Below are 16241 nucleotides of genomic sequence, written 5' to 3' on the forward strand. Positions count from 1 at the left end.
GAACAGATGCCTTAGTGACCGGAGTTGCTGCCGGCCACGTCGCCGACAACAATTTCACCACTGACGATCTTGGCGCGCGCTTCTTCAAGCTTCGCCTTCATCTCGTCAGTGATCAGGTCCTTGTTATGCTCGTCCACCGCATAATCAACGCCGCCTTCGGCAAGGCCCATCACACGGTGGCCCGGTGCCCATGTACCGTCCTTGGCTTCGGTCATTGCAGCATGCACCGCAAGGTCCACGCGCTTGAGCATGCTCGAAAGCACAAAACCGGGTGCCACATGGTTCTGGTTACTGTCCACACCAATGGCAAGCTTACCGGTGTCTTTTGCAGCCTGAATGACGCCAAGGCCCGACGGGCCGGCAGCCGAGAAAATGATATCCGCGCCGCGCGCAAACTGGCCGCGCGCCATTTCAGACGCCTTGATCGGGTCATTCCATGCGCTTGGCGTCGTGCCGACATAGTTTTCAATCAGCTTCACGTCATCGCGGATGTAGTTGATGCCTTCCTGATAGCCCTGCTCGAACCGGCGGATGAGCGGAATATCCATGCCGCCGATGAAACCAACCGTGTTCGATTCGGTTTTCATCGCTGCAATCATGCCTACAAGGAAGGAACCCTCGTTTTCCTTGAAGGTGATGGACTGCACGTTGGGCAGGTCGATGATCGCGTCGATCACGGTGAATTTCACATCCGGGTATTGGCTCGCCACATTACGCACGGCCACCGAATAGCCTACGCCAACCGCAACAATCAGGTCAGCCTTGCGGCGGGCAAAGCGCTTGAGCGCCTGCTCATACTGGGTTTCGCTCGAAGGTTCGAAGTCCTTAAAGGACCCACCAGTTTCCTTGGAAAACTGTTCGGCACCTACGTAGGCAGCTTCATTGAAGGACTTGTCGAACTTGCCGCCGATATCATAGAGCAGCACCGGCTCAAAATCAGCTGCGAAGCTTGCGCCCGCACCCAATACGGCTGCCGCTACTGTCAGGGCCAGTTTCTTGAACACAGAAGTCCTCCGAGAATTGGTCATGTCTTTGTCACCCCAGCACCACATAATTTTATGGCAATATAATTATGAGACGAAAATTGCGTCTGCATTTATGCCCCGATATGGTGGACGCGCGCAAGGGAACCAGAGCGCGCGGGGCGGGTCAACCATTTTTGACGTTTTGGTCAAGATTAGGTCGACAAGCGCCGTGCATACCCCTATGAAATGGACATTTCTTGAAGGCGACGGAGTCACAGAATGACCCAGAATGTAACCGTGGTGGACCACCCGCTGGTGCAGCACAAGCTCACGCTGATGCGGCGCAAGGAAGCAAGCACAGCGGAGTTCCGGAAGCTTTTGCGCGAGATCGGCCTGTTCCTTGGATATGAGGCGCTGCGCGACCTGCCGCTTGGCAAGATCCAGATCGAGACACCTGTTTGTCCGACGGAAGCGCCCGTGCTCGCAGGCAAGAAGCTGACCTTCATCTCTGTACTGCGTGCAGGCGACGGCCTTCTGGGGCCGATGCTGGACCTTGTACCGTCCGCGCGTGTTGGTCAGATTGGCCTCGCACGGGATGAAGAAACACTTCAACCGACCAAATATTTCTTTAAAGTACCAAACGACCTGAATGACCGGTTGAACGTCGTGCTCGACCCGATGCTCGCCACCGGCCATTCGGCTGTCCGGGCTGTGCAGGAAATCAAGGATGCAGGGGCAACCGACATCCGTTTTGTATGCCTGCTCGCTGCGCCTGAGGGCATCAAGACCTTCACGGAAGCGCACCCGGATGTGCCTGTTGTCACCGCCGCCATTGATGAGAAGCTGAATGAAAAAGCTTACATCGTACCCGGCCTTGGTGACGCAGGAGACAGACTGTTTGGAACCAAAGGGGCCTAAGGCATCATGAGTGTGACGAAAAAATATGTAACCGCGCAGGAACTTCTGGACGATTCGTTCCAGCTCGGCATCCAAATCCTGCAGAGCGGCTTCCGGCCCAAGTTTATTGTTGGCGTCTGGCGTGGTGGTACACCGACCGGCATCGCGGTTCAGGAAATCCTTGATTACTACGGTGTGCATACGGACCATATCGCGATCCGCACATCGTCCTATATCGGCATGCAGCAGCAGAAAGAGGTCAAGGTTCATGGCCTCGAGTACATCATCAACAACATCAACGCTGAAGACAGCCTGCTCATTGTTGATGATGTGTTCGATAGTGGCCGTTCGATTGATGCTATCGTCAATCACCTGCGCGCCAAATGCCGCCGCAACACGCCTGAGATCATCAAGATCGCAACCGTGTTCTACAAGCCTAAGCGCAACGTGACCCAGCTGGTGCCTGATTTCTATTGCCGTGAGACTGACGACTGGCTGGTGTTCCCGCATGAGCTTTCCGACATGTCGCGCGACGAGATCCGGACCCACAAGGGTCTTGATCTTCCTGAAATCGAAATCTAGGCGGGGGGCGCTGTCATGAGTTTTGAAAAGGTTCAGGAATGCGCTGCCTTTATACGCTCAAAGGTGGAAGGCGACTTGCCGAAACTGGCGATGGTGCTCGGTAGTGGCCTCAATAGCCTCGCGGACGCCATGGATGATGCGACTGTATTCTCCTACGCTGACCTGCCCGGCTTTCCGAAGCCGACGGTTGAGGGCCACGCAGGCCGCATGCTGATTGGCAAGCTTGAAGGCAAGCCGGTTATCTGCATGCAGGGCCGCGCGCACGCTTATGAAGGCCACTCGGAAGAGAAGCTCGCTTTCTCAACCCGTGTGCTGTGGGCACTGGGTGTTGAAACGCTCCTTCTCACCAACGCGGCAGGCAGCCTGCGCGCGGAAGTGGGCCCCGGCAGCCTGATGGCAATCACCGATCACATCAATTTCTCCGGCATCAACCCGCTTGTGGGTGTGAACGACGACCGTTTTGGTGTGCGTTTCCCGGATGTGACCGAAGCGTGGGACAAGGCACTGACGAAGAAGCTGCACAAATGCGCCAAAAGCCTGAACATCGATCTGCATGACGGTGTCTACCTGATGGCCAAGGGCCCGAACTTCGAGACCCCGGCCGAGATTCGCGCCTTCCGTGTGATGGGTGCAGACGCCGTCGGCATGTCCACCGTGCCGGAATGCCTGGTTGCAAAACATGTCGGCATGAAAGTGATTGGTATCAGCTCAATCACCAACCTCGCAGCTGGCATGCAGGCCGAGCTTACGCACCATGAAACCATGGAATATGGCGCCATCGCCGCTGTGAATCTTGAAAAACTTCTCCGCGCCTTTGTTGAAGAAGTACTTTGAACCTTTTTCTGCTATTCAATGAGAAAAGCCCGGCAATCTTGCCGGGCTTTTTTTTAGTTTGGGGCGGCGCCTTAGTAGGACTTGCCGCCCTCATTGGCGTCGCCGTATGGCACCCAAATGTTTTTCACTTCCGTCGCACGGTCCATGAGGCCGCGGGCGGACATCTGCTCAGGGCTCGTGAAGTCATAGGCCTTACCGTAGTTCAGCCACACGCGCTTCATGTTGTCGGCCGACGCTTCTTCAATGGCTTTGGAGCCCTCACGTGACCCGAAATACCACAGGCCATCCACACCATAGTGTTTGGCCATCGGCAGTGCCATCTCATCCCGGTTCCCGGTGACAATATTGACCACACCACCCGGCAGGTCTGATGTCTCAAGGATCTGGTAGAAGTCGGTTGCGATGAGCGGATACCGCTCGGACGGGATGATGACCGACGTATTGCCACCAGCAACCGCAAACGCCATAAGGGTAACAAACGCCAATAGCGGTGCTTCGTCCGGGCACACGATACCGATGGTGCCCACGGCTTCATTCATCGCAAGCGCCACGCCACGCAGCGGCGGGCTATGCACCGCACCGTCGTGTTTGTCTGCCATGGCCGCGGCGGCGAACAGGCGTTTGACCGACAGGTCCACCTCCGCCATCGCCGCTTTCTCGGACGCGCCCGTCAGGTCCATCAAACGTTCGGTAAACTCATCCGAACGGTAGCTGAGGTTCTCGGCGATATAGTATAGTATCTGCGCGCGCAGGTGGGTGGCCGTGCCAGCCCAACCGGCGGCCTTGTTCGCCGCCTCAACCGCGTTCCTTATATCCTTGTAGTTGCCCGCGCCCACGAGGCCCTTGAGGTTGCCCTTCTTGTCCACGACCGGCGTGCTGTCGCCACCATCAGGCCGTGCCTGCTTGCCGCCGATATACATCTTGGCGGTACGGTCGAGGCCCGGCATGCCGGTGCCTGCTTTTGGCATGGCAACCGCGTCCGGTTTCGCAATCGGGGCCCAGTCCTTGAGTGCCGCTTCATATTTGGGGCGCATATAGGCCATCATGCCCTCGCGCCCACCTTCACGGCCAAAGCCGCTTTCCCGGTAGCCACCGAAGCCGACTGCGGCATCGAACATATTGGTGGCGTTGATCCATACCACACCCGCCTTGATGGCAGGTGCCACTTCAAGCGCGCGGGAAATGCTTTCGGACCAAATGGTCGCGGCAAGGCCATAGCGCGTGTTATTGGCAAGGCCCACGGCCTCCGCCTGCGTACGGAAGGTGATCGCGGTCAGCACCGGGCCAAACACCTCTTCCTTGAAGAGGATATTGTCGGTGCCCACACCGGTGACGAGGGTCGGTGGGTAGAACACACCCTCTTCCGGCATGTCGCACTCAGCCTGCCAGATGACAGCACCTTCGCTTTCGCCCTGTTTGATCAGGCCTTCGATGCGGTCTTTCTGTTCCTTGTCCACCACGGCGCCAATGTCGATGCATTTATCAAGGCTATGGCCAACGCGAAGCGTGGACATGCGGCGCTTGAGTTTTTCAAGGAAACGGTCAGCAATGCCTTCCTGAACGAGCAAGCGCGAGCCTGCGCAGCAGACCTGGCCCTGGTTGAACCAGATCGCGTCCACAAGTCCTTCTATGGCGCCGTCGATATCCGCATCTTCGAACACGATATAGGGTGACTTGCCACCAAGCTCGAGCGTGAGCTTCTTGCCCGAGCCCGCAATCGCGCGGCGGATGATCTTGCCAACGTCCGTTGAGCCGGTGAAAGCCACTTTGTCGACGTCAGAGTTCACCAGCATGGCGCCCGTGTCGCCCTCACCTGTGATGATGTTGACCACACCTTTCGGCAGGCCCGCTTCCACACATAGTTCCGCGAATTTGAGTGCGGTGAGCGAGGTGAACTCAGCCGGCTTCAGCACCACTGTGTTACCAGCCGCAAGCGCCGGGGCCACTTTCCACGCCAGCATCAGCAGCGGGAAGTTCCACGGGATCACCTGCCCGGCAACACCAAGCGGTTCATGGTGCGGAAATTCTTCATCCATCAACTGCGCCCAACCGGCGTGGTGATAGAAATGGCGCGCCACAAGCGGGATGTCGATATCCCGGCTTTCGCGGATCGGCTTACCGTTATCAAGGCTTTCAAGCACAGCAAGGATACGGCTGTGTTTCTGCACGAGGCGCGCCAGCGCATACAGATAGCGCGCGCGGCCATGACCACCAAGGAGCGCCCAGCGACCTTGCGCCTTGCGTGCGGCTGCGACCGCAGCGTCAACTTCGTCCTGGCCAGCAGCAGTGATGTCAGCCAGTTTTTCGCCGGTTGCAGGGCTGTAGGTCGCAAATGTTTTTGCGCCCTTCGGTTTCACCCATTCGCCATCGATGAACAGGCCAAAGCTTGCCTTGTTGGCCTTCAGCCAGTCATCCACATTCTTGCGGCTTTCGGCTGCCAGGGCATAGTCCATGCTTTCAAAACTTTCTTTCACACTCATCAAAGCCTCCCTTAGCCCATTGGATGGCGGTAACCCGCCGAGTAGCCGCCAAAGGCGTGATATTCAAGCTGGCGCTCAAGGTCGCCGAGCAGGCTTGAAGCACCAAAGCGGAACAGCTCAGGCGAGAGCCAGTCGCGGCCCACTTCTTCCTTCACGAGCGCGAGGTAAGCCACAGCATCCTTCGCTGTTTTGATACCGCCCGCGGGCTTGTAGCCCACCTTCATGCCGGTACGGTCCTGAAAGTCCCGTATCTGGCGGAGCATCACAAGGCTGACCGGAAGCGTGGCATTCACGCCTTCCATACCGGTAGAGGTTTTGATGAAATCGGAACCGGCCATCATCGCCACCATGGATGCCTTGGCCACCTGCGTGAGGTTGCCGTGTTCGCCGGTCGCAAGGATGGTTTTCATCAGCGCAGGGCCACAGGCTTTTTTGAAGGCTTTGACTTCCTCGTAAAGCGCTTCCCAGTTGCCGGTCAGCACATTCGCGCGGGTCACCACGATATCAATCTCACGCGCGCCAGCATCGACCGAGCGGCGGATTTCCTCAAGCTTGGTTTCCATGGGTGCGAGGCCTGCAGGGAAGCCTGTCGACACCGCTGCAATGGGTACGCCCGAATTGCCCAGCACTTTCGCGGCTTCAGGAACCATGGCGTGATAGACGCACACCGCGCCTGTCGTCAGGCCCATATCAGCCATGCCGAATTTCTCAAGGATGTCGCGGCGCACCGGGCTCATCGCCTTCTGGCACAACCGGCGCACACGGCCTGGCGTGTCATCGCCTGCGAGTGTTGTGAGGTCAATGCAACTGATCGCTTTCAGCATGAAGGCAATCTGCGCGTCCTTCTTCACCGCACGGCGGCCACCCAGTGTGCTTGTGCGGCGTTCCACCGCGCTTTTGTTGACACGGATATCGTCCAGCCAACCGACGTGGAAATCCGTACCCGTGTTCGCGCCGTCTCCGGCCTTGTTCACAGAAGTCATGTTCCGTCCCGATATGAATAAACTCGTGACTAAAAGCCAGTTCCTGACCTAAAGGTCAAGAACTGCTTGAAGCCGGTTCCTCATTTTTGATGAAACCAGCCGCATAAAGAAGCAGGCCTGCAATCAGGTAACCCGCTGCCAAGCGATGCGCCAGCATTTCTGCGCCGCCAAGGCTTGGGATCGCCCAAGGCAGATACATTTCCGCCGTCGGCATCACCGAGTGGATGATACCAAATTCGGTGAAAATCGCAGCCGCAAATGCCGCAATCGTGGCGCGCCCCATCTTGCGGTCAATGATCCACACAACCATCGCCCCCCAGATAAGGCTGGTGAGGATATACCCCCGCGCCATGGCGCCCAGCAGCATGTAGCCCGCCATCCAGTCAGCGCCAATGGCATCGCTGGCGACCTGTGCGACCCTACCGTACAAGTCTGACACTTTTGTGTGCGCATAGTTCAGGATCCCCGGTACCGTTGCGAACAGAAGCGCCGGCGCATGTCGCACATCACCGCCGGTGAAGGCGAGGCGAAGAATGTCACTGGCCACTACAACAAGGATCGGCTTCAAGACTGCTTCCGGAATAAGCTGCGCAGCTACCTCGATAATGCCAAGGAAGCCGATAACGGTCACAATGGCCGTTGCACCAAGAGCGTAACCCGTACGGGCGCCCATGCGTTTGTATGTAGCGTGGCCGAAATACGGGGTTGTTTGCACGATCCCGCCAAACAGCGCAGTCACTGCGGTCGCAGCAGCATCAAGCCGCACGACTTTGCCTGCATCGAACACATCACCTGTGATGCGCGCGCCCGCGACCACATTCACCGCACTCGCGGCAATCAGCAGGGCAAACGGCACGATAATGCCAAGGTTGTTGGTCACATCGCCAAACACGTTCAGGTACCCCTCGATTGTGGGCATTGGCAGCACTGGATTGAAGTTCACCGCAACGTTGACAACATAGCCCTCGCCCGCACCCGCGAACGCCAGGATATAATAAAGCACCGTACCCGCGACGATGGCGAGGATCGAGCCCGGCAAGCTGAACGGCAAGCGGTGCCCGGCGATAAGCGCGAAAGCCATGATGACAAGCGACACGATACCCACCTCGGGCAGTGAGAAAATGCCGTAGATAGCCTCAGCGCCCAGCCACACGGTCGCAATGCCTGCCATGGCGCCCACAAGCGCCATCGTTGGCAATTGTTCCTGCATCGCACGACCAAAGTAGGACAGCACAAATTTGATCGCCGCCATCCAAATGGTCGAAGCCATGCCAAGGATCCAGGCTTTGTCCGCAGCACCCTCAACGCCAAGGTCAGCCACGTTCATGGCGTAGGTTGGGCCCACGATGAAGAAACACATGCCAAAGAGCGTGGGCAGGTCCATGCCAAGCGGGATACTGGTAAGCGCGTTGTTACCTGTCTCGGCCGCTGTTTTTTTGGTCAGCCACGCGAAGACGAGGTTACCGAAAATGATACCTGCAATCGCGCCCGGAATAATGCGGCCAAAAATATGGCTCGCCGGGAAGTCGAACGCGCCCATCAGCACGCTCGCAAGCACGAACATATTGACCGTTACATCAAGGAAAAATGCCACACCTGCGTTGAGGTCGCAGGAAAACTGTGACGTGCTCGCGGCGACGCCACTGAACGCGCCTTTCTGTTTACTGTCGGCCATATGGTCCCCTAACTTCCCTAAATTTTATTGTTAGCCCGAACCGCTTACTGGAAGGAGGTGCGCTTGCGCACCGGTATGCGGAGATTGTCTTCAAAGGTGCGGAAACGTTCCTCGAGTTTCCACTGCATGCGCGCTTTTTCACTAGTGTCGAGAAGCTGCTGGCAAGCCGCGCTTGGCGCGGTACCCGCTTCAACGTCACGCTCGCACGCCTCATTTTTCCAGATACTTTCCCCACTGAGGAAGCTATAGGAAAGCGAATTGCGTGACGCGTGCCGCAGTTCAAAATACGGCACGTTATAGTCCTGATAAAAGCGCATATATTCGTGTGTGAGATCGATGCGCGACACACCCTCATCATCGGTGGAGAGCGCATAAGGCACCTGCATGTCGCGGTACAGCACGATGGGATGATCAGCGCCCGAAACACCAAGGATGGTATCATTACTGGTGAGATTGATCTCCACCATGATGTCTTCGCGCACCATCTTCTCGATCAGCTCTTCCATATTGTCTTCATAGACGATGGCGACGCCGTGGCCGATGCGTTTGGCGTGGCCAATCTCGATCGCTTCACGGATATGGAAATCAAGCTGCTTAGGGCGCGTGAGACCAATCGTAAGCTCGCCGGCGTGGAGTGAGATATTACGCGCACCCTGGTTGCGGTAGAGATAATCAATCATGCGCATGTGCAAGGTATAGTCGCGCAGCGCAATATAGCCATCCTCTGGCGCGACAAGGTTTGCACCAACCACCATGGGCTCGTCTGCCATGACCTGCCAGCCAAGGATGAACTGGGCAAAGACAAGTGCCGGTTCAAATTCGCGCACCACTTGATGAAGCAGGCGAATTTCAACGTCACAGCCAGCGTCAGCGGCGGGTGTGCCGCACTTGAGCAGCTTGTCTTTCTTCTCATACGCCGCTTTGATTTGCTGCCGCGCGCTTGCCACAAGTTTGGGCATCTCGGCACCAAAAGCACCGCTCATCAGGGTGCGGTAGTCTTTATCCAGATCGCCGGTCAGCTTCACGTCGCCCACAAGCGGGAACAGCTCACCAAGGATGGTGGTTTCCATAAGCTCGAGATAGAGGATGTTCTGCTGTCCCGCACGGCGCGCCACTTCAGCGAGTTGGTCACCAAAACGCTTGGGGCTCGCGGTCTTGCGGTCAAAGATGACAAAAAAATCGTCGTGGCCGGACCAGTTAAGCGTCGGCACATAGGAGCGGTTCGAGAGTGAGTTGATGATGTCGCGGCGGTCATCCTTGTTGGCGCGTGCGGCTGCGGCAGTGATCCAGCCGCTCGCCTCGCAGCTATCGCCCTTTTTCATACGGATAGCCGGCACCGACATATCAGCGCACAGGCCATCTTCCGCCGCCCAGTCCAACCAGGTTTCGGCATAAACCGCGCCGCTCAGGTGACTGTGGATATCGCCGCCTTTGGGGAAGGTTTCCATCACCGGACGCAGGCGTCCGTTCTGGGCGGACCATGCCAGCACATCACCAGCCGTGCGCGCCCGAAGGGCACGCTGGTCGTCCGCAACTGCAGCAGCCGTCACGCCAAGCGCAACAAGGCCCGCAAGCAGACGTGTGGCCATGAATGGCATCCCCCGCATTTTTTCCTCCCTCAAATGCTTGCTCAAGGCATCAATACTGCCTAGGCTCGCGCACAGCTTATCCCATCATCCGGGCAATGAACATAAGACAGATACCCAATGGCCAAACTGTATTTTTATTATTCCGCGATGAACGCGGGCAAAACCACGACGCTCCTGCAGTCCAGTTTCAACTATCAGGAGCGCGGTATGAACACAATGTTGTTCACCGCCTCGATTGACGACAGGTTTGGCGAAGCAATTATCGCTTCCCGCATCGGCCTCAAGGCTGGCGCGCACATATTCGACGGCAATATTGACCTTTTTGTCAAGATTGCTGATGCACTCAAGACGCGGCCTATTCATTGTATCCTTGTGGACGAGGCTCAGTTCCTGACCAAGGACCATGTTTTCCAGCTGGCGTCAGTTGCTGATTCGCTCAAGATCCCGGTACTGGCCTATGGCCTACGGACCGATTTTCAGGCCAACCTGTTTGAAGGCAGCAAATGGCTTCTCGCCATCGCGGATGAACTGCATGAACTGAAAACCATCTGCAAATGTGGCTCAAAGGCGACGATGAACCTGCGCATTGACGGCGAAGGTCGCGCGGTCAAGGAAGGCGCCTCAATCGAGATTGGCGGCAATGACCGCTACATTGCGCTCTGCCGTAAACATTTCATGGAAAAGATCAACGGCCCGGAACGGCTGCCGCTGCCACAAACGCCGTGAGACTCAAGCCGCCTTTTGCCGCCGCTTGGCCTTGAGGCCAAAATCGCGGCGGTGAAAACGGAAGTAGATGAGACCAAAGCCGGACAGCACAAACAAAAGCCCGGTGCCTGCGGCAACCATCACCAGCGGATTGTTGAAATTGTCACGGCTGCCGTAGTCCATGATGTGCAGCATCCAGAAGAAATCGTAGAAGCGCCAGACATCAGACCGCCGGGCGACGACACGTGCGCGGTCCGGGGAAACGTACAGCACCGTGCCTTCCCCATCATTCATCTCCACGCGCCACACCGGCACGGGACCACGATAGTCTGAGGGCGCGGATTTCTCTATCAGCTCAGCAGTTGGTGCTGGTGCTTCGCCGGCAAAGTCAGCTTTGGCGATAGCAAGCGCCACCTCTTCACCGACGGGCGTCAGCTTCTCGGCGGTCTCGAGCGCATATATGCCGTGAATGCCACCCGCATCACGCACAACAACAGCCGGGATACCGCCAACAGCGCGAGTTGTCAGTGAAACCACCTGCGGATTGCCAATTTTATGTAGCAGATCCTCAAGTTTCATCGCTTCCACGAGAAGCGGCGGTTGCTCGGCAATGTTGTGTTCGCCGCGCACACGCTCAATCGGTATCCATGTCATGATCACGCCGCCTAGGGTCCAGCATATGAACTGGATGCCAATAAGCAAGGCAACCCACTTGTGAACCTTGCTGATGAGAATGTGCGCGCGCATGTGATTGCCCCTGACCCATTTGTCCCGTTTCATGCTCGCTAGCACAAATGAGCGAGCTGACAAAGGATTTGTGGGAGAGACCCCAATTTCCGCTACGCCCGCTTAAGTTTCGGAACACTCTTTCACATTTCATCAATCGTTTAAAAAATCATATATTTTAGTGTGTTAGTCATACAATATGCGACATATAAGTCACACATTTTCGCATTTGAAATTTTTCAGTCACAAAAATCGCCGTTTGCATTCCCAGTATGGTTAACGCGCTCGTCCCGGCATCGGAGCCCATGTGTCTTTCGGGCACCAAAAAGGGGGAATGACCATTCAAGACAACACAAGAAATGTCATTCCATATACTCAGAACCAATAGGGAGAAACGGCAATGGAAAACCATTTTAGCCGAACCAAGAAGGGCCTACTGCTCGCGAGCTGTGCGGCAATCGCCTTCACGAGCACAACCCCTGCGTTAGCGCAGGAAACTGATCCGATGGCAATTGAGGAAGTCGTCGTTACCGGTTCGCGCATCAGGCAAAACCCGCTTGAGGCACAAAGCCCAGTACAAATCCTGTCCGCAGCCGACATCGACCAATCCGGCCAGGTATCGATCGCGGACTTCCTGCAGCGCCTGCCAATTGCAGGGTCCGCCATCAACCGCACCAACAACTCCTCCGGCAACCTCGGCTTCCCGCCTGATGGCTCCGGCATCGGTGCGGGTGCAAGCCAGATTGACCTTCGCTACCTGACCTCCAAGCGTGTGCTTGTTCTTGTGGACGGTAAGCGCTGGGTACGTGGTTCAAGCGCATCGGGTGTCTCGGGCGCGGTTGACCTCAACACCATCCCGACCGGCATCATCAAGTCGATCGAGGTTCTGCAGGACGGCGCGTCCACCATTTATGGCTCCGACGCCATTGCAGGCGTGGTGAACATCATCACCCGCGACGACTATGAAGGCTTCCAGGGCAGCGCCTACTACGGCATGTTTGATGAAGGCGACGGCAAAACGCAGGAATATGACGTATCCTGGGGTGCCTCGGGCGACCGCGCACGTGTGCTTCTGGACGTTGGCTACACCAAACAGGGTTCCGTTGAAGCGGCAGACCGTGAGCTGACCGCTTACGCCATTCCGTTTGAAAACCTTGGTGCGTCCTCCGGCACGCCGCAGGGCCGTTTTGTGTTCAACAACGACTTCGGCTCCATCACACCAAATGACGGCGCAGGCCCAATCCCGAACTTCGACCCGAACGACCCAACGGGCCCGAACTCGGACTATCACGCCTTCACCCTTGCGGACCGCTTCAACTATTCGCCGTACAACAAGGTGATGACCCCATCGGAGCGCATCAACATCTTCGCGAAGGCGGAAGTTGATCTCACCGAGACCATCAAGATGAAAACCACCGCGGCCTACAACAACCGTCGCTCGGTTAGCCAGGCCGCGCCTGAGCCACTCTTCTTCGGTGTGGACGCAGGTGCAGGCTACTGGATGGACAATATCGTCATCCCGGAAGACCATCCCTACAACCCGTTCGGTATAGAGCTGAACCCGGAAACCTTCGCTTTCGGTGGCCGTCGTCCGCTTGAAGCAGGCCCGCGTGTCTTCTCCCAAAACGTTGATACATGGTATGTGTCGAACACGGTTGAGGGCGAAATTGAGTTTGCTGGCCGAAAATGGTTCTGGGACGTGAACGGCACCTGGTCGCAAAGCCAGGCCAATCAGGTCAAGGACGGTGCGTTCAACGCCCGCAAGATCAGCGAAGCTCTTGGTGACCCGGCTGCATGTGCCGCCATCCCGGGTTGTGTACCGCTCAACATCTTTGGTGGCCAAGGCCCGGACGGCAACGGCACCATCACCAAAGCCATGCTGGAATACATCACCTTCACGCAGAAAGACGAAAGCCGTCAGAAGCTGTTTGATGTGTCCGCAAACGTGGCCGGCGAGCTCTTTGACCTGCCAGCCGGCCCGCTTGGTGTTGCCCTTGGTTGGGAATACCGTGAAGAGAAAGGCCGCTTCATCCCGGATAACGTTGTATCCTCCGGTGAAACTGCTGGTGTTCCGGCGAGCCCGACTGCAGGCCAGATCCACGTAAAAGAGTTCTATGGCGAGATTAACGTGCCGGTGCTTTCCGATGCGTCTTTTGCCAAGAACCTCGACCTCAATGCTGCGTTCCGTACGTCTGACTATTCGACCTCCGGCAGCAACACGGTCTTCAAGGTGGGCGCAGCGTGGCAGGTGAACGATGACCTGACCTTCCGCGGCAACTGGTCCGAAGGCTTCCGTGCCCCGAACATCGGCGAGCTTTATAACACCGGCTCCCGCTTCGACAGCACGATCAGCGACCCGTGTAACTCGGGTGGCGGCAACACCCCGCACCCGAACTGCTCGGCCCTCGGCGTTCCAGTTGACATGGTTCAGATCAACCCGCAAATCAGCGTGACCACAGGCGGCAACCCCGACCTGACACCTGAAACCGCGGAAACCTGGACCGCAGGCTTCACCTTCAGCCCACGCGGCCTTGCCGACGGTATGGGCCTGCAGGGCATCACTTTTGAAGCCAACTACTACAATATCAGCATGGAAAATGTGATCCAGGCACCGAACGCTTCGGAAGTTCTGGACGGCTGCGTTGAAACGCTTGCTGATGTCTTCTGTAATGCTGTGACCCGTACGGCAAACGGTCAGGTTACCCGCATCGACGGAATCCTCACCAACATTGCCGGCATTGAAACAGACGGCCTTGACTGGTCCATCTCCATGGAGACGGAACCGGCCGATTGGGGCCAACTGCGCTTCAAATGGCTTAACAGCCACCTGTTCAAGTTCGAGGAATCCACCCCGAACGCCGCAGGCGGTATTGATGTCATTGACCGCGCAGGTACCGAGCTTGGCTCACCAGAACGTGCCTACATCAAGTTCAAATCCTCACTGTTTGTGGATTGGACGCTTGATGCATGGACCGTAGGTGCCACCTTCCGTTACCTCGGCAGCGTTGACGAGGCTTGCGGCGGCGTGATCGGCGACTTCGGCTTCACTCAGTACTGCACAGACGGCGCTGACGGCAACACGCTCGGCAGCACCTTCTACACCGACCTGCAGGTTACCTTCCGCCCACAAGCTTGGGAGGACAAGGTTGCCTTCACCCTTGGTGTGCAGAACCTTCTGGATCAGGACCCGCCGCTTTGCACGACCTGTGACCTCAACAACTTTGATGGCACAATCCACGCAACGCCGGGCCGCTTCTTCTACGGCCAGATCTCCTTCAAGATGTAAGTCTTGGGATAGTGTGAACAAAAGAAAGGCGCCTCACGGGGCGCCTTTTTCATTTGAAGCTCGTTTAGTGCCTCAGCCGATGCCTTGGTTATGACCAAGGATGGATTTCACCTCAAGGAAATCAGCGAAGGCATGGTCACCCCATTCACGACCATTGCCGGACTGCTTGTACCCACCAAAGGGTGCCGAGAGGTCACCCGCCGCACCATTGATATAAACCATGCCGGTGCGCATTTTGGCGGCAACCCGCTGCGCCCGCGCGTGGTCTTTCGACTGTACCGCACCGGAGAGGCCGTAAAGGCTGTCATTCGCGATGCGGACGGCCTCGTCCTCATCCTCGTAACCGATGATCGACAGCACCGGGCCAAAAACTTCCTCGCGTGCGATGGTCATGTCCGGCTTCACATCGGCGAACACCGTTGGTTTCACGTAGAAGCCGCCTTCGGGGCAGCCTTCCGGGAAGCCTGTGCCACCCGCAACAAGACGCGCGCCTTCGTCGATGCCCGCCTGGATCATTTCACCTACTTTTTTGAACTGGTCGCCATGTGCGATGGGGCCCATGGTGGTGCCGTCCGCGTTCGGGTCACCCGCCACCACGGTGGAGGCAGCCTGCGCTGCAATCGCCGCCGCCTCGTCCATGCGGGAGTGCGGCACCAGCATACGGGTGAGCGCCGTACAGGTCTGGCCGGTGTTGCGCATGACAGCGACGGTATCGCGCGCCACCACGCTTTCAAGGTCAGCGTCATCGAGCACAATATTGGCGGATTTGCCGCCAAGCTCCTGCGCCACGCGCTTGATGGTTTTAGCGGCATTGGCTTGCACCGCTGCACCCATGCGGGTTGAGCCGGTGACGGACATCATGTCCACGCCCGGATGGCCGGAAAGCGCCTCACCCACAGCCTGCCCCTCGCCGTATACAAGGTTATAGATGCCCGCAGGCACGCCGGCGGCATGCATAATTTCAGTGAACAGCTGCGCACTATAAGGCGCAACTTCGCTTGGTTTCAGCACCATGGTGCAGCCGGTCGCAATGGCAGGCGCCACTTTGCAGCTGATCTGGTTGATCGGCCAGTTCCAAGGCGTGATCATGCCGACAACGCCAATCGGTTCCTTGACGATACGGGTAGGTCCACGGTCCTCGAAGAACTCATATTTCTTCAGCGCTTTGATCGCTTCCGACAGGTGACCGGCACCCGCTGGTGCGTGGGCGCGGAGCGCGAGCGCTTTCGGCGCCCCCATCTCAAGCGTGATGACCTCAGCCATCTCTTCCATGCGCTTCTGGTATTCGTTCAGGATGGACTGCAACAGCTCAAGGCGCTCTTCCCGCGTGGAGAACTGGAATGTCTCGAACGCTTTCTGTGCGGCGGCCACGGCGCGGTCAACGTCTGCGGCATTACCCAGCACCATTTCACCCGACTTCTGGCCGGATGCAGGGTTGATGATGTCGCGCACCTTGAAGGCATCCGCCTCCACCCATTCGCCGCCGATATAGTGTTTGTGCAGTTGCCGCATGACCTTC

The 16241-nt window shown here is 57.4% G+C and carries 12 protein-coding genes; 5 read left to right on the top strand and 7 right to left on the bottom strand.

Going from position 1 to position 16241, the window contains the following annotated elements; translation table 11 throughout:
* Positions 1-11 precede the first annotated feature (11 nt).
* Positions 12-1004 carry a BMP family lipoprotein gene (locus tag B150_RS0115235; protein ID WP_020400807.1) on the bottom strand — a complete coding sequence of 331 codons (993 nt, stop codon included), beginning with the start codon at positions 1002-1004 and terminating at the stop codon, positions 12-14.
* A gap of 240 nt (positions 1005-1244) precedes the next feature.
* On the opposite strand from B150_RS0115235, the gene upp reads away from it, so the two are divergent.
* Genes upp through B150_RS0115250 form a run of 3 tightly spaced genes read left to right on the top strand, consistent with a single transcriptional unit; the run spans position 1245 to position 3278 of the window.
* Positions 1245-1883: a uracil phosphoribosyltransferase gene (gene upp / locus B150_RS0115240; RefSeq protein ID WP_020400808.1), complete on the top strand. Its 639-nt coding sequence runs from the start codon at positions 1245-1247 to the stop codon at positions 1881-1883.
* 6 nt (positions 1884-1889) lie between these two features.
* Positions 1890-2444, top strand: coding sequence for a phosphoribosyltransferase (locus B150_RS0115245; protein WP_020400809.1), 555 nt, complete (start codon positions 1890-1892; stop codon positions 2442-2444).
* A gap of 15 nt (positions 2445-2459) precedes the next feature.
* On the top strand, positions 2460-3278 hold the full coding sequence (locus B150_RS0115250) for a purine-nucleoside phosphorylase (RefSeq protein WP_020400810.1): 819 nt from the start codon (positions 2460-2462) through the stop codon (positions 3276-3278).
* 71 nt (positions 3279-3349) lie between these two features.
* Here the strand turns inward: B150_RS0115250 and B150_RS0115255 are convergent, their stop codons facing one another.
* From B150_RS0115255 to B150_RS21375, 4 genes are read right to left on the bottom strand one after another with little or no spacing between them, the layout of a single operon-like run.
* The gene (locus B150_RS0115255) at positions 3350-5758 is read right to left on the bottom strand and encodes an aldehyde dehydrogenase family protein (RefSeq protein WP_020400811.1); all 2409 of its coding nucleotides are present in this window, start codon (positions 5756-5758) and stop codon (positions 3350-3352) included.
* A gap of 11 nt (positions 5759-5769) precedes the next feature.
* Positions 5770-6741: a deoxyribose-phosphate aldolase gene (gene deoC, locus B150_RS0115260; RefSeq protein ID WP_020400812.1), complete on the bottom strand. Its 972-nt coding sequence runs from the start codon at positions 6739-6741 to the stop codon at positions 5770-5772.
* Between the two features lie 55 nt (positions 6742-6796).
* Positions 6797-8416 (bottom strand): SulP family inorganic anion transporter, encoded by a 1620-nt coding sequence (locus B150_RS0115265; protein WP_020400813.1) that lies wholly within the window; start codon positions 8414-8416, stop codon positions 6797-6799.
* Between the two features lie 44 nt (positions 8417-8460).
* Positions 8461-10005, bottom strand: coding sequence for an amidohydrolase family protein (locus B150_RS21375; protein WP_162139713.1), 1545 nt, complete (start codon positions 10003-10005; stop codon positions 8461-8463).
* Positions 10006-10122: 117 nt separating this feature from the next.
* On the opposite strand from B150_RS21375, the gene B150_RS0115275 reads away from it, so the two are divergent.
* Entirely contained in the window at positions 10123-10731 is a 609-nt protein-coding gene (locus B150_RS0115275; protein WP_020400815.1) for a thymidine kinase, read from the top strand.
* 3 nt (positions 10732-10734) lie between these two features.
* Here the strand turns inward: B150_RS0115275 and B150_RS0115280 are convergent, their stop codons facing one another.
* The gene (locus tag B150_RS0115280) at positions 10735-11457 is read right to left on the bottom strand and encodes a PepSY domain-containing protein (RefSeq protein WP_020400816.1); all 723 of its coding nucleotides are present in this window, start codon (positions 11455-11457) and stop codon (positions 10735-10737) included.
* A 379-nt stretch (positions 11458-11836) separates the two neighbouring features.
* Between B150_RS0115280 and B150_RS21380 the strand changes: the two genes are divergently transcribed.
* Positions 11837-14722, top strand: coding sequence for a TonB-dependent receptor plug domain-containing protein (locus B150_RS21380; RefSeq protein WP_020400817.1), 2886 nt, complete (start codon positions 11837-11839; stop codon positions 14720-14722).
* A 72-nt stretch (positions 14723-14794) separates the two neighbouring features.
* Here the strand turns inward: B150_RS21380 and B150_RS0115290 are convergent, their stop codons facing one another.
* A complete protein-coding gene (locus tag B150_RS0115290; protein WP_020400818.1) occupies positions 14795-16234 on the bottom strand; it encodes an aldehyde dehydrogenase family protein in 1440 nt (479 codons plus the stop codon).
* Positions 16235-16241: the final 7 nt, after the last annotated feature.

This window comes from Kordiimonas gwangyangensis DSM 19435 = JCM 12864 (genome assembly GCF_000375545.1).
In the GTDB taxonomy this organism is placed as follows: Bacteria; Pseudomonadota; Alphaproteobacteria; order Sphingomonadales; family Kordiimonadaceae; genus Kordiimonas; species Kordiimonas gwangyangensis.